14 protein-coding genes are annotated in these 18,294 nt (G+C 54.2%); 8 read left to right on the top strand and 6 right to left on the bottom strand.

The genetic code is table 11. The features are described 5' to 3' along the window. Positions 1–8: 8 nt before the first annotated feature. The 3 genes from DFER_RS10600 to DFER_RS10610 all read right to left on the bottom strand — a co-directional run bounded on the left by DFER_RS10600 (position 9) and on the right by DFER_RS10610 (position 8,317). Positions 9–1,757 (bottom strand): RagB/SusD family nutrient uptake outer membrane protein, encoded by a 1,749-nt coding sequence (locus DFER_RS10600; protein WP_015811627.1) that lies wholly within the window; start codon positions 1,755–1,757, stop codon positions 9–11. A 14-nt stretch (positions 1,758–1,771) separates the two neighbouring features. After that, positions 1,772–4,900: a SusC/RagA family TonB-linked outer membrane protein gene (locus DFER_RS10605; RefSeq protein ID WP_015811628.1), complete on the bottom strand. Its 3,129-nt coding sequence runs from the start codon at positions 4,898–4,900 to the stop codon at positions 1,772–1,774. Positions 4,901–5,257: 357 nt separating this feature from the next. Continuing rightward, entirely contained in the window at positions 5,258–8,317 is a 3,060-nt protein-coding gene (locus DFER_RS10610; protein ID WP_015811629.1) for a metallophosphoesterase, read from the bottom strand. Positions 8,318–8,483: 166 nt separating this feature from the next. On the opposite strand from DFER_RS10610, the gene DFER_RS10615 reads away from it, so the two are divergent. Continuing rightward, on the top strand, positions 8,484–9,047 hold the full coding sequence (locus tag DFER_RS10615) for a collagen-like protein (protein ID WP_015811630.1): 564 nt from the start codon (positions 8,484–8,486) through the stop codon (positions 9,045–9,047). 239 nt (positions 9,048–9,286) lie between these two features. Then, entirely contained in the window at positions 9,287–9,661 is a 375-nt protein-coding gene (locus tag DFER_RS10620; RefSeq protein WP_229206231.1) for a DUF7678 domain-containing protein, read from the top strand. Between the two features lie 3 nt (positions 9,662–9,664). On the opposite strand, the gene DFER_RS10625 is transcribed toward DFER_RS10620, so the two are convergent. Next, positions 9,665–9,868 (bottom strand): hypothetical protein, encoded by a 204-nt coding sequence (locus tag DFER_RS10625; RefSeq protein ID WP_041736317.1) that lies wholly within the window; start codon positions 9,866–9,868, stop codon positions 9,665–9,667. A gap of 142 nt (positions 9,869–10,010) precedes the next feature. Between DFER_RS10625 and DFER_RS10630 the strand changes: the two genes are divergently transcribed. The 6 genes from DFER_RS10630 to DFER_RS10650 all read left to right on the top strand — a co-directional run bounded on the left by DFER_RS10630 (position 10,011) and on the right by DFER_RS10650 (position 14,725). Next, complete coding sequence (locus DFER_RS10630) at positions 10,011–11,186, top strand: sensor histidine kinase (RefSeq protein ID WP_229206232.1); 1,176 nt, start codon at positions 10,011–10,013, stop codon at positions 11,184–11,186. Positions 11,187–11,201: 15 nt separating this feature from the next. After that, a complete protein-coding gene (gene xth / locus DFER_RS10635) occupies positions 11,202–11,975 on the top strand; it encodes an exodeoxyribonuclease III (protein ID WP_041736319.1) in 774 nt (257 codons plus the stop codon). A 102-nt stretch (positions 11,976–12,077) separates the two neighbouring features. Continuing rightward, positions 12,078–12,797 carry a hypothetical protein gene (locus tag DFER_RS10640; RefSeq protein WP_015811635.1) on the top strand — a complete coding sequence of 240 codons (720 nt, stop codon included), beginning with the start codon at positions 12,078–12,080 and terminating at the stop codon, positions 12,795–12,797. Between the two features lie 59 nt (positions 12,798–12,856). Then, on the top strand, positions 12,857–13,855 hold the full coding sequence (locus tag DFER_RS10645; RefSeq protein WP_041736320.1) for a PD40 domain-containing protein: 999 nt from the start codon (positions 12,857–12,859) through the stop codon (positions 13,853–13,855). A gap of 109 nt (positions 13,856–13,964) precedes the next feature. After that, entirely contained in the window at positions 13,965–14,132 is a 168-nt protein-coding gene (locus tag DFER_RS30090) for a hypothetical protein (protein ID WP_015811637.1), read from the top strand. Beyond that, positions 14,132–14,725: a GNAT family N-acetyltransferase gene (locus DFER_RS10650; protein ID WP_015811638.1), complete on the top strand. Its 594-nt coding sequence runs from the start codon at positions 14,132–14,134 to the stop codon at positions 14,723–14,725. The genes DFER_RS30090 and DFER_RS10650 overlap by 1 nt, the downstream gene beginning before the upstream one ends. On the opposite strand, the gene DFER_RS10655 is transcribed toward DFER_RS10650, so the two are convergent. Both DFER_RS10655 and DFER_RS10660 read right to left on the bottom strand, forming a co-directional pair. Then, entirely contained in the window at positions 14,722–16,479 is a 1,758-nt protein-coding gene (locus DFER_RS10655) for an ABC transporter ATP-binding protein (RefSeq protein WP_015811639.1), read from the bottom strand. The two genes, DFER_RS10650 and DFER_RS10655, sit on opposite strands and share 4 nt — an antisense overlap. Further along, a complete protein-coding gene (locus DFER_RS10660; RefSeq protein ID WP_015811640.1) occupies positions 16,463–18,208 on the bottom strand; it encodes an ABC transporter ATP-binding protein in 1,746 nt (581 codons plus the stop codon). Before DFER_RS10660 ends, DFER_RS10655 begins: the two co-directional genes overlap by 17 nt. Positions 18,209–18,294: the final 86 nt, after the last annotated feature.

The raw sequence follows: 18,294 nt of genomic DNA on the forward strand, positions 1-18,294 counted from the left end.
TAAAAAACTTATTTCAACGGATCGAATGTGCCGGATGGCCAGCCTATGTTTTGTTCGAGCCTTGGGTTATTCGTCAATGCCTGCTGCGGGATGGCGAAGAAGTAGTACTCCGGCTTCCAGTTCACCAAAAACTTAGTATCCAGCTTTTTAGGTACAATTTCGAAGTAGTTTTTGTAAACAGAATCGAGGTTCATGCCGTCGCGGCGGGTTGCAAAATCTTCCGGTGCATTGGCTTTCAGGTTGATGGTGACGCCGTTGCGGCTTTTGCCATTGAGCAATGTTTCAAATTTTTTCCAGCGGCGCAGGTCGTAAAAACGCTTGCCTTCGAAGGCGAGCTCCACCTGGCGTTCGTGCAGAATGGCTTCGAACATTTGCGCACGGGTCATCTTGGGATTTAAACCGTAGTAGCCATCCGCGCCCGGCTCGATGCCGGCGCGTTTGCGGAGCTCGGTAAGCTGGGTATAGGCTTCGTCGAGCCTGTTCACGCCGCACGCCGCTTCGGCGAAATTAAGCATTACTTCGGCATACCGCATCTCGATCCAGTCGGTACCGGCGTTCGCAACCGCGCCTGCTGCCAGGTTCGGGTCGATGGCCTTGCGGACGTAGAAGCCCGTGTTGGTCGCTTTTTGCTCGATCGTTTTGTTGTTCACAAAATAGGTCCATAAGCGGTAGTTCGGATTGCCGTTAATGGTCCAGGTCGCGCCGTTGAATGCGATGGTCTGGTTAAAGCGCGGGTCGCGGTTTTTGTAGAACAGTTGCGCATCGTAGCCCGAGCCCTTTTCTTCGATATTCTTGCCGTTTTTCATCGGAAATGCCTGTACTACTTCCCAGGTCGGCTGGTTGGAACCGCCGGCCGTACCGAGGTAAGAAGGCCGCGTATTGTTGTCCCAGGTCATATTTTTGTTGATCTGGTCGCCTACCTTGTTGTTGTAGCACGTCACCCACACGGCTTCGGGATTATTCACTTCCTGGAACCACAGGTCACTAAAACTGCTATGCAGCTTGAAACCGTTCGCCGACAGGACCTCCATGGCCTTTTTGTTGGCATCGTATGCGGCCTGCCAGCGTTCGGGAAGGTCGCTCGGGTTATGCTGCGGGCTGGCATAATGCAGGAGAATGCGCCCTTTGAAGCCCGCCGCGGCACCGCTGGTAATGCGGCCCCAGTCGTTGGTATTGCTCCACCGGCCCGGCAGGTTGGCAATGCTGAAATCCAGGTCTTTCACGATCAGCGCCACGCTTTCGGACGTGCTGCTGCGCGGGATGGCCGCTTCTTCCTTGGCCTCCTCGCCTACGCCTTCCAGCGGCGCGAGCACCATTGGCACACCGCCGTAGAGCTGCACCAGGTCCCAGTAACGAAATGCGCGGAAGAACGTTACCTGCGCCATCAGGCGGTTTTTAACGTCTTCACTCAGCCCGCCTGTTGGCAGCTTGGCCAGGAATTGGTTGATCGAACGGAGCTTGCCGTAGTTGTTGGTCGCATTCACACCGATCCCGAAATCCTGCACGGTGTTCACCTGTACAGTGCCTTCGAAAAACCGGCTTTCGCCTCCGATCTCGTCGGTACATTTCAGGAAGTCGCCGGTGGGCCAGGTGGGCAGGTTTTGGTCGTATACGTAATCCACATAGCCTTTGGCTAGGAGCGTGTCGTTGAAAACCTGCTCTTCATTGAATGCGGAAAGGTCTGTTTTATCGAGCACGTTTTCGCAGCTTGTCAATGCAAGGCCGAGAAGTGCTGCTATTATCCAATGCTTTTTCATCGCTGTACCGATTTTTAGAGTGTAAGGTTTAATCCCAATGACCAGGTGCGCATTTGCGGGTACACATTGTAATCGCCCGAAGCTGCCTTATAGTCGTAAGGATTGAAGAATGTGATCGGGTTCATACCCACGCCGATGATCCGGGCAGAGCTGATCCCCAGCTTTTTTGCTACGTTCTGGTTCAGTTGGTACGACAAGTTCAGGCTACGCATGTTGAATGCGAATGCGCTGCGGAACCAGAATGCCGAGTTGATCGAGTACGTTTCTTCATAGAAAGGATCGGGATATTTGGCATTCGGGTTTTCGGGCGTATAGTGATCGGCCCAGAAAACGGGGCGGGAAATATCCTTCCCTGCTTTTTTGCGCGCATCACCATCCACAAGTCCCTGCCCGCCGAACGATCCGGCCGTCACCACATCCACTCTGAAACCTTTAAACCCTAATCCGAACGACAGACCAAATGTGTAATGGTTATTCTGCTTGTTTGTTAGAAACTCCTGGTCGTCCTCGGTAATTTTGCCATCCGGGGCTGCATAGCTGCCGTCGGTCTGGCGTGGGCCGCGGATATCCTGGTAATAGAGCATGCCCGGTTTCGGTGCGTACCCCATGATCGTGTAGTCGGGGTTGGTTTCGAGGAAGCGGTCCACCTCTTCCTGCGTGCGGAACATGCCCAGGTAGCGGTAGCCCTGCACGCCGCGGTCGCTCGACCGGCCCGTAGGATCGAGCCAGGTGCCGCGGTTGGTAGCGGCCACGTCCACAAGAACATTCTTATTGTCGCTCCAAGCGAGGAATGCGCCGATGTTATAGTCGATGTTTTTTCCAATGCGGTCGCTCCACCCGGTCGCGAATTCCAGACCGAACGAGTTTACCGTCTCGAAATTCTCTGCCGGCATCACCGAACCGATCGTCAGCGGCACGGACGATGCCATGGTCGTCAGCAAGTTGTAGCCATGATCGTGGTACGCATCGATAGTCGTCGTAAGGCGGTTGTTGAGGAATGCCGCGTCGATACCGAAGTTTTTCTTGGTAACATCGTCCCAGCGGCCATAGTAGTTAGGCAGTTTTTCGAGCTTGATACCCACCGTGCGGTCGCTGTTGCCGCCAAACACAGCGCCGTTCGAAGCTTGCGGCGTGTAGCGCTGCATCCATTGCCAGGCCGCCGTGCGATCGCCGCCGAGGAAACCGATGGACGCACGCAGTTTCAGGTTGTTGATGAAGGGTAATTTTTCACGGAAAAAGCGCTCTTCGGACATGACCCAGCCAGCAGAAAGCTGCGGGAATGTACCCCAGCGATATTCCGGCGCAAATTTCGTGGATGCATCGCGGCGGAATGATACTTCAAACAGGTAGCGGTCGGCAAAAGAGTAGTTCAAACGTCCCACATAAGAAAGGATACCGCTCTCGTTGGCCGCATTCGGACCAATGTCCTTCGCACCGAATGCCGACATCAGATAGTCGTTCCCCCCTTCGAAAATGCCCTCTTTCATGGTGGCAATGCTCTCCGTATAAATCTCCGACTGCTCCACAAGTGCCAGCGCACTCACCGAATGGCGGCCAAAATCGCGGGCGTAGCTGAGGTTAAAGTTCAGCTGGTAGCCGTCGGTATACCCAGGATTGAAGCGCAAGCGGTCGCCGTTGTTGAGGCGTGTGGGCGCATTGGGCGTGCCGCCATAAATGTGCCGGTTGTCGCCCAGCATCGAGAAACCGTAGGTTTTGTAATAAGTACCAAACTGCTTGCCCCAGTCGTTGCCGAGGTTCTTGTTGTACACGGTGCGGAGTTTGAGGCCGGGTACAAATGGCACATTGTATTCCAGGTATGCATTCACATTCAGCACCACATTGCGGGCGCGGGTGTAGTTGTTGAGCTTTTGCGCTTCGAAGAAATGGAAGCCGGTAGTTCCCGAGCCGCCCGGCAGCAGAACCGGCAGGCCGTCCACATAAGGCGGGATGAACTGGGGTGTGTTCAAAAGGTTGGTGACGTCCTTCTCCACGTTCTCGCCGCCTTGTTTGAGGTAAAACAGCTTGTTGTCGGACAGGTTACCGCTCACGCCTAGACCTACCTTAATATGCTTGGTCACATTCACGTCCGTGCTGGCGCGGAAGTTCCATTTTTTGTAGCTGATGTTATCGACATTCCCGTTCTGATAAAAATAGGTAGCGCCGGCAAAGAATGTGGCCCGCTCGGTACCGCCGCTGATGTTCACCGCGTGGCGGGTATTGAGCGAAGGTTTCCAGGCCATATCGAACCAGTTATAGTTGTTTTTTCTGAAATGCTCCAGTTCATCCGCCGAGTAATATTCGGGATCGTTCGGGGCGAGACCGCGGCTGCGGTTGAAATCGTTCAGATACGTGGCGAGCTGCACGCCGTCCATCATTTTGGAGCGGTACGAGGCGTCGGACACACCTACGGTGGTGGTGTAGTTGACGGTAGGCTTACCCGCTTTCCCGCGTTTGGTACGCACTACCACCACGCCCAATGCCGCCCGAGCGCCGTAAACTGCGGCTGCACCGTCTTTCAGGATGGAAAGGTTTTCGATTTCGGAAGCATCGAGCAACTGAAAATCAGCCTCGGAGCGGATCACGTCGTCTATAATATAAAGCGGTGAGTTGCTGCCGCCGTCTTTGGAAGCCTTCGTCGGGTTACGGATCGTGATCGACGCCGGTGCTCCGGGGCGGGCGGTACCGCCGCTGACATTTACACCCGGCAGCTTGCCCACCAATGCGGACGAGATGTCGCCCACGGGCAATTCGTCGAGTTCCTTCATTTTAACGGTCGCCACGGCGCCGGTGAGGTGCGAGCGCTTTTGCTCGCCGTAACCTACCACCACCACATCTTCGAGCGCCTTCACGTCCGGTTCGAGCACCACCGTGAGCGAGCCGCGGTTAGCCACTTCGATCTCCTGTTTCACAAAACCTACATAGCTGATAATCACCTTCGCGCCGCTTTCCGGCACATTCAACGTAAACTTTCCCTCGACATCAGTGGCCGTTCCCGAGTTGGTACCCGAAACCAGGATCGAAACGCCAGGCATCGGTTCCTTCGAGACGCCATCGATCACAACCCCTTTCAGTACGCGGTTCTGCGCATGAGCAGCCAAAGCCGCCAGCAGCAGGGTGAAGATGAGTAGAAGTGGTTTTCTCATGTAATTGAGTCATTTAGAATATAACTATTTCAAGACAATGGCCGGTTTTCATTGATAAAGTCCAATTGAAACCACGATCAAGTCTATTTGCGCCCTACGATTCCCCCAAACATTTTGCCGAATTTATTTCTGCACACGATACCGGGAACGTTTGCAGAGGGTCGCAGAAGTGCTACACCCAACTAGGTTAGTGTAAAATCGACACATTTTCGATTATTTGTTTTTATACAGTAATACCAAGTAAAACGAAATCACTATTGCACTATTCGAATAATAATCTTAGAAAAAAGGTGCGCCGCTTTCCTTGTTGCGACACACCTTCCAGACCGATCGGGCAACTTTCGGCCCGCCGGGAATTTACTTTTTGATGATTTTATACCGGACCACTTTTTCTTCGTCCCAGGCAACGAGTATCAGCATTCCCAAGGGCAAAGCCGAAATGTCCAGCTCGCTCACGATCCCCGGCTGTTCCTCCTTGCGGTACAAAACGCCTTTTTGATCACTCACATACAATTTATTGTAAACCAATGGCTTATCCAGGTAAACTATGGGACCTTCCGAAGGATTGGGGTACAAAGTGGTGGCCGGCCCGGATAACAGCGCTTCGGTAATGCCCGTCCGCACAGGCGAGGTAAGTACATCCGGACTGAGCACAATTTCCATATCGAAATAAGCATCTGAGCTAGTGGCGCTGTTTTGGTGGAGCTCCACGGCGATGATGTTGAGGCCCGGCCTAAGGTACTGGTTATCGTTTGGCACCACAATCGTGTACCATTGATGCTCCTGTGCCGCCGCGTTGGACGCAAAAGTAGCGTCCGTAATGGCCCCCGCCGGCATATTCGCGTCGCGAGGGAGCAGCTCCTTGCCATTGATGTAGATGATCACGCCGTCGTCGCGCCGGTAGCTGATCATTACCGACTTGAAGAATGAGTCATAACCCCAGTAGTTGAACAATGCCCTGCGGAAATAGGTGGTCGTCCAGCGCGTAGTGCAAGGCGTGAACTGGCAACCGGGAATGAAACGGGCGCCGTCTTCATCGGCTTCGTAGCAGTTCCGCTCCGACTGGCAGGCTGGTAGCACCCGCTTTTCACCGTCTTCTCCGCCCGGTGAGTAGCCTAGCGGGGCCCCACCCTCTTCCCAGGCCGAGAGGTCGTAATACCGGTCGACGGCAAAGCTGGCATCCTTCCAGGTGTAAACGCCCTTCTCGGGGGGAACGCCTTTGGCCATGTACGACCAGCGGTCGCCCGCCCGCAGCACGGTGATCGCTCCCGCCGGGTTGATCCAGCCGCCCTGGCCGCCTATGCCGCCGCTACCAGCCAGTTTCCCCACCACGATCTCGCCGTAAAACGAATCCGTCCGGGGATAAAATCCGCCCTTGCCCAGGAAGCCGGCCTTCCATTGGTTGAGCGAGGGAACGAACGATCCTTCGTAGATCCACAAACCATTCTGATTGTAGGTCAGGGCGCCGGGCAATGCGCTATGGCTCCCGCTTCGCGGATCGGGGTCGTAAGTGGTGGTACCGGTTTGGTTAATCTTATAAAATTTGAGCATCTGGCCGTGGACCTGGTCGTCGAGGTTGGTCGAGCTGAGCGACACTTCATCGGCAAATTTGAAATAATGCCGCACCGTCACCTGGTTGTTTCCGGTGAGCTCCACGGCCGGTTTCACCGTCCAGTAGCGGTTCATTACCCGCCAGCCTGAGCTGAAAGTCCGCATTTGCGAAGCTCTTACGTAATTCCCGGGATAGAATGCGCCCACATTGGTGCGGCCCGGCGCCCCTACGAGCTTCACCTCAAACGGCGCCACCCCTACCTTTCCGATGTTGGTGCCGTGCCGGTTGATGGAGAGCAGCAGATTGGCTTTGTTATCCAGGTAATGGGTAAAACTTCTGTTAGGTCCGAGGTCCTCCGTGCATTCGCAGGTGGCTATACGCGCCGTTCCGTCGGTGACAGGAACTGTGAAATTATCCAGGTCTTTATAGATCACAAATTCATCAAGCACCTTCTTGTTGGCACCGATATACCGGGCGATGAGCTTTTTGTTTTCCACCTCTACATACACCGAGCCGCCCGTGGTGGAGGCCATGTACATGACCGAGTCGATGAGCGGGCGGTTGCGCTGGAAATACTCCCCGCGTCCGCCTCCGCCGTTCACGACGTGGATAATGCCTTCGTTGGTAGCTGAGCCGCTCGTTTTGTAGTAGAAACAGGAATTAGGCGTGCCGTCGTACTTCCCGCTCGATTTGGCATTGCTGCCATCCGCGGGGTTATGGATTACCTTCCGGAACGTGGTGGAGCCTTCGTAATGCCCGCGCATCAGCCGCGAACGCTCATAGTTGTGGCTGTGGCCGGTAAAGAGCAGATCCACCTTATAGGTATCCAGCAGCGGCACCAGGTTGCGGCGGATGGCGGCAAGTTCCGGCTCCGAATCGGAATTGTGCGTTCCGCCCGTGTACGGGGGCATATGCGTGAACACGATGATCCAGTTGATCGCCGGATTGGCCCGCGCTTGCTGCAAATCGGCGATCAGCCATTTGTGCTGAACGCTTTCGGGGGCCAGTATGCTGGCGTCGGTATCACCGGCTTTCTCAAAACCATACGAATCCAGGCTGATGAAATGGATATTGCTGTAATCAAACGAGTAATATTCTTCCTTGCCCGAAGGGACGCCGCCTGCCTCTCCGTTCTTAAAATTATCCACCACGCTGAAATAGTGGATCTGATGGGTGAGCCGGCTCGATGGCCCGCCGTCGCGGTAGTCGTGGTTGCCCGGGGTGGCGTAAAAGGGCGTCTGGCGGAATGCCCAGTCGTACCGGGCCCTGGTTTTATCGAAGATATTCTGCTGAAAATCATTGTCCGAGCCGATGTCGTAGGCATTGTCGCCCAGCCAGAGCCAAAGGTCCATCGGGCCGGTGTTGTTGAGCCGCATATATTCCTGGATAGCGTCGATGGTGCTGTCCTGGCGGGTGTTAAACTTTGTAGGCGGGTCGGTTCCGAAATCCCCCAGCACCCATATTTTGGTCTTTTTCTGAACTCCTTTTTTGGGAGGGGTCGTGAAGAAATGGTACTCGGTGGATTCGACCTTCCAGAATGGATCGTAAGCCTCCACCGAATAATAGTAACGGGTGTCGGATTCGAGGCCGGTGATCTGCACCGAATGGTCGGTCACCGCGGCCGGCTCCCGCACTACCTTGTTGGTCCGGAAATCGGGATCGGTTGAATACATGACGGCCCCTTTGGAAGCGATGGCCGTTCGCCAGCGGACGGTAATGCCTGCTGATACATAAGGCTTTCCGGGTTCATCTTGTTCTGGAATGGCCATTTGAAGGTAGGGGCCGCGTGTCAGTCCGGGGTTCTGTGCGGATGCGCCGATAGCACAAAAAACACACACGAATGTGAGAGTCAGAATTGTTTTCATAGGCGGGATGTGAGAAGGTCTACAATACGCATTACGAGCCGGAAAACCACGGCAGGAAGCATGAGAAAATTTAGGAGATTTTATGGAATTATACAAATTTTTATTGGTATATTTATATGTCACCTGTTTTGAATTAATTGTATTCCACCCCTAACTATCAAATCCTATGAAAAAGAAACTACCTCCTCTTATCTGGCTCATTATCATTATTTTATGTGCCATTATTTGTGCTTGCGAAGGTCCCGATGGCGAAACCGGCGCGACTGGCCCGGCAGGGCCTCAGGGGCCACAGGGCACCCAGGGTGTGCAAGGAGTGCCGGGCGCAGCCAATGTGATCGTTTCGCCCTGGGTGAAAGTGGCCGATTCCGCCTGGACGCCCAACCGCGACTCGACCTATTTCCTGGTTTCGCTCAAAGACGAGCGCATTACGCGCAAGGTGCTCGACAGTTGCCTGGTGGTGGCCTATTACCGCAATTTCGGGCGGACGGCCGTCGTGTTCCAGCTCCCGTCGGTGACCGCCGAGCTCAGTCTGGGCTTCTACATGCAGTTTTTGAACAATGAGGGCACGGCCAACTTCGACCTGACGTATTTTGAACCGCGGAAAGAGCCCATTGACTTCGACCTGGAATTCCGCTGGATCATTGTCCCACCGGGCACCGGCGGACGCACGAAAGCGACCGACTGGCGGGATTACGAAAAAGTGCGTTCGGAGCTCGGATTGGGGGATTAATGGGCCATACCGGCTTATCAAGAATCGGTATAAATCCAAATTTCTATCCTTGGAGCACAAAAAGACGACGACCCGTTGAATCCTTCTCAGAAGCTGCGTATGTTTGACTGGACGCTATCTGGAACGGGTTTATGGTGAAGCAAAAAGTCTATCGGAAACACATACAACTTACTGAATTTCAAATTAAAAGACTTTACGAACTAAGTGAGTTCGACGGCGTCGACCCGGCGGAGCATGCTATGCGCGCCATTGACGCCTATCTGAAAAATAAAAAGACGGAAGTCCCTTCGAAAGGCCAGGCCCAGATCCGCACGAAGGTGAGGGACCAAAGCAAGGATCCGCAGATCGAAGGCGCCGTGTGGCTATCCGGCACCGTAAACCAGTACGAGTTTTCGGCACTGATCCTTAAAACACCGGCCAAAACGGCCATGGAAAAGGGGCGGATCTCCAAACTGTCGATCTGGGACCCGGCTGTGCGAAAGGCTACCAACAACTTCATCGGAGCGTGCATCGTGAATTACGATCGCGGCTGGGACATCCGGCCAAGCCGCCGCGCCGAGATTTACTACCACCCTGTAAAGGCAATGCTCGACGATTTCATCAATCAGCACTGACCGTCAGTGCGCACGTAGCGTGAGGTAAGCCACAATGAACGCGAGGAGGGCCACAATAGGCCCCAGGATGAACGCGCTCGTCATAGTGGCTTCCATCGACCTGTCGTGCTGGTTGGACGACCATTTCATGATCAGAAAATAACCGCCGACTGCGGCAATCAGGTACGCCGCAAACGCAATCAGGAGGGAGAGCAGGAAAACTTTCATGAAGCGGAAGTTTAGGTTATCCGGAACCCGGCACCTAAATTTACTCATCCACCTGCTACTTCGCGCTGAAAAAATGGTACAACAGGACGACTTTTTATTTGCCGACATTGAACGGGTAAATCAAATACCCATTGTCAAAACCATGTTGGAAGTAATTTGTCGATCCACCGGCATGGGCTTCGCGGCGGTGGCACGGGTAACGGAAGACCGCTGGATCGCATGCAGCGTGCAGGACGAAATCGGATTTGGCCTCACACCGGGCGACGAACTGGAAATCGGTACGACGATCTGCAATGAGATCCGCGCCAGCGGCGAGGCCGTGGTGATCGACCATGTGGATGAAAGCGAATCTTACTGCGGCCATCCCACCCCGCGGATGTACGGTTTCAAAAGCTACATCTCCCTCCCAATAAGGCTCAAAAGCGGTGAATTTTTCGGCACACTCTGCGCGATAGACCCCAAGCCCAACCAGCTTCAAAACCCGCGCGTGATGGGCATGTTCCACCTTTTTGCGGAGCTGCTCGCATTCCATCTCGACAACATCCGGCTCATGGAACGCACGCACACCGCCATGCAGGACCTGGCCGCTCAACTGGTTGCTTCCAATGATGAAAACCGGCAGTACCGTCATATTTCGAGCCATAATTTGCAGGAACCGCTCCGTAAGCTACGGGTTTTCAGCGATATGCTCGTTAACGCCACCGATCGCAACGAGGCTGAAAAAGCGAAGGAGTTCGCGGTGAAAATCCGCACGAGCGCACAGCAGTTTTCCATGATGATCAAAGACTTGTCCGATTTTTCCGGATTGACCAGCAAGAGCAGTTTTGCCGACGTCCGCCTGGATCGTGTAGTCGCCGACGTTATGGCCCAGCTCAGCCCGCAGATCGAACACCGTAGCATTGAAATAGAAACCCTTCGCCTGCCCACGGTGATGGCTGTTCCCGAGCAAATGGAGCAGCTTTTTTACCAGTTGCTGCACAATGCGGTCAAATTTGCGGGGCACGACGAGCCGCCGCGCATCCGCATTTCGAGCCGGGAAATGGCGCTGCACGAAATCGAAGACCTGCTGCGCGAGCCGCTACAAATGGCTTATGCCGAGATCCGGGTGGAGGACAATGGCGTCGGAATCGAAGATTCACAGCTCGAAAAGGTGTTCGATATATTCGCAAGGCTTCCCACGGGGGCATTCGGGCAGGGCGAAGGCGTAGGCCTGGCCTATTGCCGCAAGATCGTCCGCAATCACAAGGGCATTATCAAAGCCGAGGCGAACCCGGGGAAAGGCACGACATTTGTGATTACGCTCCCATTGTTCAACTGAAAACCGATGAATGCGATGAGGATTGCCACTTATAATGTGAATGGTGTAAACGGGCGCCTGCCGGTGCTGCTTCGCTGGCTGACAGAGACCACGCCCGACGTCGTTTGTTTGCAGGAGCTGAAAGCGCCGCAGGAAAAATTCCCCGAACAAGCCATCCTGGAAGCCGGCTACAAGGCAATATGGCATGGACAGAAGAGCTGGAACGGCGTTGCGATCCTTTCGCGCGGCGATATACCTGCCGAAATCCGGCGTGTGCTGCCCGGTGATCCTGAGGATGCCCACAGCCGCTATATCGAAGCCGAGATCGGCGGATTGACCGTCGGCGGGCTCTACCTGCCCAACGGCAACCCCGCGCCCGGGCCGAAATTCGACTACAAACTCCGCTGGTTCGACCGCCTGATCACCCACGCCCAGGGGCTGCTCGCTGCCGGGAAGCCCGTGCTGCTCACCGGCGATTTCAATGTAATGCCTACGGAGCTGGATGTTTACAAACCCGAAAGCTGGGTCGACGACGCCCTTTTTCGCCCCGAAACCCGCGCCGCATTTGCAAAACTGATGGACCAGGGCTGGACCGACGCGATCAGAACCTTGTACCCGGACGAGAAGATCTACACGTTCTGGGATTATTTCCGCAATGCATTCGCCCGGAATGCCGGCCTGCGCATTGACCATTTTCTACTCAGCCCGAACCTCGCGCCGAGGCTCATCGCCGCCGGCGTGGACAAGCAGGTACGCGGCTGGGAGAAAACCAGCGACCACGCGCCGGTTTGGATAGAATTAAAGGATTAGCGGCCGCTCGGCATTGCCGGTGTCAGGCTGATAATTTACAGCAAAATATGCGCGTAGATCGCAGCAGTTCGGGCCTTTTAGCTCAATACAAAACGTCCTCCCATGAAAACCCAGCTCTTTCGGGCGATCTGCTCGCTACTCGTTGCATGCCCGGCCCTGGCCTGGTCGCAGACACCCAAGGTGTTCAGAGTGAAAGCGGGCGAATATCCCGACAAGGTCATTCCCTACGCCGACCGGTATCAGTTCAGCCAGTTCAAACCCGGTAAAGCCGAGTTTTCGAACGGGCGTGTGGCGCAGGCTAATTTCAATTACAACTATGTTGGCGGGCATATTTTCTTTGTCGACTATAAGCGCGATACCCTCGAAATCATCGACAAAGAACTGCTTAAAAACCTTTCGATCGGCGATAAATCGTACCGGTTCGACAAGCGGTGGGGATATTGCGAAGTAGTGCAAACATTCAGCCGTGCAAGCCTCGGCAAGCGGGAGGTCTTGGCGAGGATCGGCACCGAAAAGGGCGGCCCCTACGGCATTTCCTACACGGCGTCTTCGGTCACAACTTATCGTTCGTATTCCAGCGATCAGGCGGCGACAAGCAAAAAGCTCAATGCCGATGCCGAAATCCTGCTCACCTACCGCTCCCTTTACTACCTGATCGACAATAACAACCGGTTTTACATCACCACTCCGGCAAACGTCCGAAAGCTGTACCCGGCCCATAAAAAGGAGATCGATCAATATCTGAAAACTCACCCTGTCGATTTTGCCAAAGAGCAGGACGTCCTACGCCTCCTGGCGCATTGTGACGCGATTTCAGGTTGATTTCGCAACGATCGGCGGCATTCATGTGTCTATGCGAATACAAACTTAAAATCGCCGATATGAGAAGGACCCTTCCTGCCATTATCCTGCTTCTGGTCGCCGGCTGCTGGCCTCCGGGAATGGACCCGGATAGAAAAGACGGCAAGTTTTTATCCGACGTCGTCAATCTGGAAGAGTTCAATTCCGAGTATGACGACTATAACTCCGATCTGCCGTCCAATCGGTATGGCGAAACGCATTTGGTATTTTCCTCCAAAAGAGAGAGGAAGGATTTGCTGAACCTCGTGTACTTCCCGGCATTCATGGAGTACGACAAAGGGCTTCAACTCAAAAAAGGCACCGAGCGCGCGGGCGGAGATTACCATGAAAGCTTTTCGGGTGCCGCGCAGCTGATCAACAAGGCAAACGGCAATTTTAATGTGTATGGCCCGCGCCTGATGTCGCACTACCGCGATTACACATCCGTTGGAAACACAAAAAGTCTGTGGCTGTTTTATGCCGACGACGCGTCCGGCGATATGGACATCAAATACGTCCAAAAAGGAGACGAAGCGCCCGCACCCGTGCAATACCTCAATTCCCCGGCCGACGATGCGTATCCGACGATTTCATTTATGGGAGATAAAATCTACTTCTGCTCCAACCGCGACGGCAATTTCGATATTTTCGAAGTAACGATCCCGCGAGACGAACGTGAGGAAATTACGCTGGAAAGCCTGGTTAACCCTTCCAAATACGAAATCCGAAAGATGGACGAACTATCGGGGGCCTACAACGACAAGTGCCCTTACCTGTACGACAACGTAATGGTGTTTGTGTCCGACCGTCCCGGTGGGCAGGGCGGCGAGGACATTTACTACTCCGAATACATCGACGGCAAATGGTCGGCGCCGGTCAATGCGGGCCCGCGGATCAACACCGCCCACAATGAATACCGCCCCATTCTCCCCAGCTTGCCCAATTTCAATTACCACCTGATGATCTTCTCCTCCAACCGCCCTGGCGGCAAGGGTGGCTACGACCTCTATATGACCGGGTTGAAAGAACGACGGTGGTAGGTGTAAGTCAACACTTTTTGCATGTTGATACGAAATGCATTGGGATTTTGTAAATTTGTAAAAACTCGCGTTCCAAAACACTGAATTCATCTATCCAAAATCTTACAAGATGAAATATTCAGGCGACACCGTTTCTAAACCGGTTACTGGGCGCGAGGCCGAAGCTCTCTCACAAGCCATCAAAACAGGCGGCTATCTGGCCAATGAGCAAGCCTGGGCCACGATTCACCGGATCACCAACCGTATCAAAAAACACAAGTCAGACAGCCGCAAGTAATGCCCTATCCCAAATTTTCAGGGATAGATTTTTCCAAACACGATGTAATCGAATTCAACCCTGACCAACCCGACGTTGGAAAGGGTTTCCGTTGCGGTCGCGGGGAATTTGTATCCTATATTAAAGGTGAAAAAATCCGGAACGAACTCAGGAGCTCGACCAGTAAATGCTGGCTTTTGAGTTGCCGGGACGGCCTTGCCGCTTACGTTACACTACTGGCTGACAAGCTGACGATGGGAACGCCAATCCTGATCGACGAGGATGTCCGCTATACCACATTTCCTGCCGTCAAAGTGGGATGGCTGGCTGCCGATCCCAGAGCAAAGGGCTCGGGAAGCCGCCTGATGGAATGGGCGATGGAATATGTCGTGTTGGAGCTGGTTCCAAGGCTGGGCATCAGATTTCTGACGGTGGATGCATTGTACGACGCAGACCTGCCGGGCCAGCCATACGACGCGTCCGGATTTTACTACAAACTCGGATTTCGCTTTACTAATCCCGACGAAGAAAATCCTCCGAGCGACGGTTTCAGAACTATGTATTTCGATCTGATGCCCCTCATTCAGCAAATAAATCAAGTCACGCAGCCCTAACTAGCCCGATTCCCTTTCAACAGCATCCCCATCGCGTCGTCCAGCGAGCCGGCGCGGTTTACTTCGCCGGAGTTGACGAAGAAGATTTCGTCGGCGTTTTCGATGGTGTTCAGGCGGTGGGCGATGATTACCTGTGTGGTGGAAGCCGGAAGCTGTTTCAGGATGTCGCCGAGGAGCTTTTCGGTTACGGTGTCGATGTTGGCGGTGGCTTCGTCGAGGATCAGGAGTTCGGGGCTGCGGAGGACGGCGCGCATGAATGCGATGAGCTGCTTTTGACCTAAACTGGTGCTGTCGCCTGTGGCGGAGACTTTGGTTTCCAGCCCGTTTTCGAAAAGGGCCAGTATTTCGCCCAGGTTCGCATTCCGGATCACCTGTTCGAGCTGGTCGTTGGAGTAATTTGTGAGATGCGCGTTGCCGTAAAGAATGTTTTCGCGGATGGTGCCGCTGAAAAGGAACGGTTCCTGCAATATGAAACCGATTTTCCGGCTGCGCTCTTCGGGGGTGTACGTGCGGATGTCGCGACCGTCGAGGAGGACGGTTCCTTCGCGCGGGTCGTACAGGCGGGCGATCAGCGAGGCGGTGGTCGTTTTGCCGCCACCCGTCGGGCCGATCAGTGCGTATGTTTTGCCGCGTTCGAGCGTAAAATTGACGTCGTGCAGGATTTCGCGGCTGTCGTAACCGAACCGCACGTCGCGGAATTCCAGCAAAGCATTGCCCCGCCCATTGCCCGACCCGGATAGCGTCACCAGGTCTGTTTCCAGCGCGAGGATTTGCGAGACACGGTCCCAGCCGGCCATAGCCACCTGGAAGCTCGTCCACAATGCCGCCAGCTGGCGCAATGGATTGTAAAAATTAACCGCATAGGCGAGGTAACTCACCAGCAACCCCACTGTAAACTCCCCGATACTGATCAGGTGAATGCCATAGGCCAGCACCACAAGCTGCGCGAGATTGGAAAACAAAGAATAGGTTGGCAAAAAAACATTGTTCGCAAGGCCAGCCCGAATGGACGTGCGGTAATTGTCGATGTTGGCAACCTGGAAACGCTGCCTGAAATAGTCGCGACGGTTGAATGCGATCACCACCTTAAAGTTGTTGAGGCTTTCCTGGATTTCGGCACTCAACGCACCTGTGCTTTGAAGGTTCCGGGCATTCGTGGCCTTCACCCAGGGCGAGAGTATCAATGTAAAAACCAGGATCACCACCGCCGGCGCCAGCGTGGCCGAGCCTAGTTTGACATTAATCACCAGCAGAAAAATCCCCGCACCGAGCATCGTGAAAATGCTTCCCATAAACTGCATGAGCGATTGCGAGAAGAATTGGTTCAGCTTATCGGTATCGTTGTTGACGCGCGAAATGAGGTCACCGGCTTTGTTTTGGTTAAAAAATGCGACCGGGAGCTGTTGTAGTTTGTTAAAAATGGCGTTTCGGAGGGTAAAAAGAAGCCGCTGCCCTACTCCACCCATCAGCTTCGTCTGGGTGTAGGCCGTGGCCAGGCCGAGCAGGTACATAGCGAGCAAAATGCTGCCGAAAACCAGCAGACCGTGAAATTGCTTCGTGACCACATAGCGGTCGATCGCGTGGCCGATCAGGAATGGGCCGAACAGGTTCACGGCCGTATTGAGCGTCATCGCGCACACGGCCAGTGCTAGGTTGCCCCTCTCGTGAGCAATCAGTTCCAGCAACTTGCCGAGCGCCTTCCAGGTGGAGGTTTTCTGCTGCTCCTCCGAAAGTTGGTTAAGATCGTACTTCATAGTTGCTCGTGCTTTGTTGCGAATTAAAAATCTGCACATATTCCGGGCTCGTCCGCATCAGTTCCTCATGCGTGCCGCAGCCGATCAATTCGCCTTCCATGAGCACCACAATCTGATCGTAGTGGCCGATCGCGGCGATTTTCTGCGTCACCGAAAGCAGCGTAATACCCGGATAGTTCCGCTCTACATTGGCCAGTATCTTCTTTTCGGTCGCATTATCGACCCGCGCGGTAAAATCGTCGAGCAAAAGCACTTTCGGGTTCAATGCGAGCGCCCGCGCGAGCATGATCCGCTGCTTCTGCCCGCCGGAAAGGCTTGCGCCTCGCTCCGACACGATGGTATCCAGACCGTCGGGCAATGTTCCGATGAATGCCGTTAGCTCAGCCGTATCGATCGCTTTGCGGAGCGATTCATCCGTCACGGTCGCGCTGAATGCGATGTTTTCCCGGATACTCATATTAAAAATGATACTGTCCTGAAAAACAAAGCCTACCTGGCGGTGAAACGATTCGCTGTCGTAATGGTCGATCGGCTGCCCGTCGAATGTAATGCGTCCCTCCTGCGGACGGATCAGGCCGGTGAGCAGGTACAGCAACTGCGTTTTTCCGGCCGCAGTCGGCCCGATGACGGCGATTTTGGACCCGGCCTTTACGGTAAGACTGACGTCTTTCAGCGCCGGTTTCCCGTCGTACAGCACCGTTACCTGATCCAATGCGATATCCCCGCGCAGCAATGCCGTCGAAGCACCGGCTTCTACCGGATCGGGCATATTGATTACGCCGGAAATGCGCTGAAATGACGCGGTGGCCTGTGCGATGACGTTGCTCATGAAACCAATCACGAGGATCGGGAAGATCAGCAATGCGAGATAGCTGTTGAACGCGGCGAAATCTCCCAGCGTCATATCGCCTTCAATCACAAAATGCCCGCCCAGCACGAGGATCGTGAGCATGGAAAGGTTGGCGGTGAATGTGACCACGGGGATCAGCGCGGCAAACAGGTTCAGGATCGCCAGCCCGAAGCCCTTCGCTTTGGTATTCGCTTCAAGAAACCGGGCATATTCAAGCTGCTGCGAATTGACGACGCGGATCAGCGCAGCGCCCAAAATGCTTTCATTAATGATTCTATTGAGCCAATCGATTACCTCGCGGCTTTGAACAAATAGCGTGCGTACTTTTTTGAGGGTAATGGCGAACATCCCGCCGATGATCGGGATAATGGCCAGGACCGTCAACGCGAGCTTCCAGTTAATGCCCAGCAAAAGCACCGCGCAGCCAATAATGATGAATACCGACGACACCATGGCCACAATGGCCTGGGAGACAAAGAGCTTGATCGAATCTACATCGGCGGTGAGGTTGGTCAGCAGCCTGGCGGCGGTTGTTTGTTCTATGAATGCATGGCTTTGTTTCGAAATCTTGTCGGACAACCTTGTACGGAGATCGCGGGCTACTTTTTCCGAGGCGTAGGTCTGGATTACGCTCTGGAGATAAGCGAAGACGAATATGAAAACCACCGCGCCGGTGAATTGGACAAGCGTATGATTGAGGTCGAAATGCCCGTGCGTGTAATCGTCGATCCCGTCGGCCACCAGCTTGGGTAGCCAGAGGTTGATACCGTTGCTGGCCAACGCAAACAGCAACAGCATGACGATCAACCCCTTGTATGGAGCCAGTAAGCTGAACAGACCCGGCTGCCTGGCGGCTCCGGGGTTGGCTTTTTCAGACATATGGGTTTAGCATTAAATACGGCGACAAATATAGCAAGGTATATTTTTGGTTCACTGCCCGTTAGCGTGGTTAAATTTTGGTTAAA

This window comes from Dyadobacter fermentans DSM 18053 (assembly GCF_000023125.1).
Taxonomy (GTDB): Bacteria; Bacteroidota; Bacteroidia; order Cytophagales; family Spirosomataceae; genus Dyadobacter; species Dyadobacter fermentans.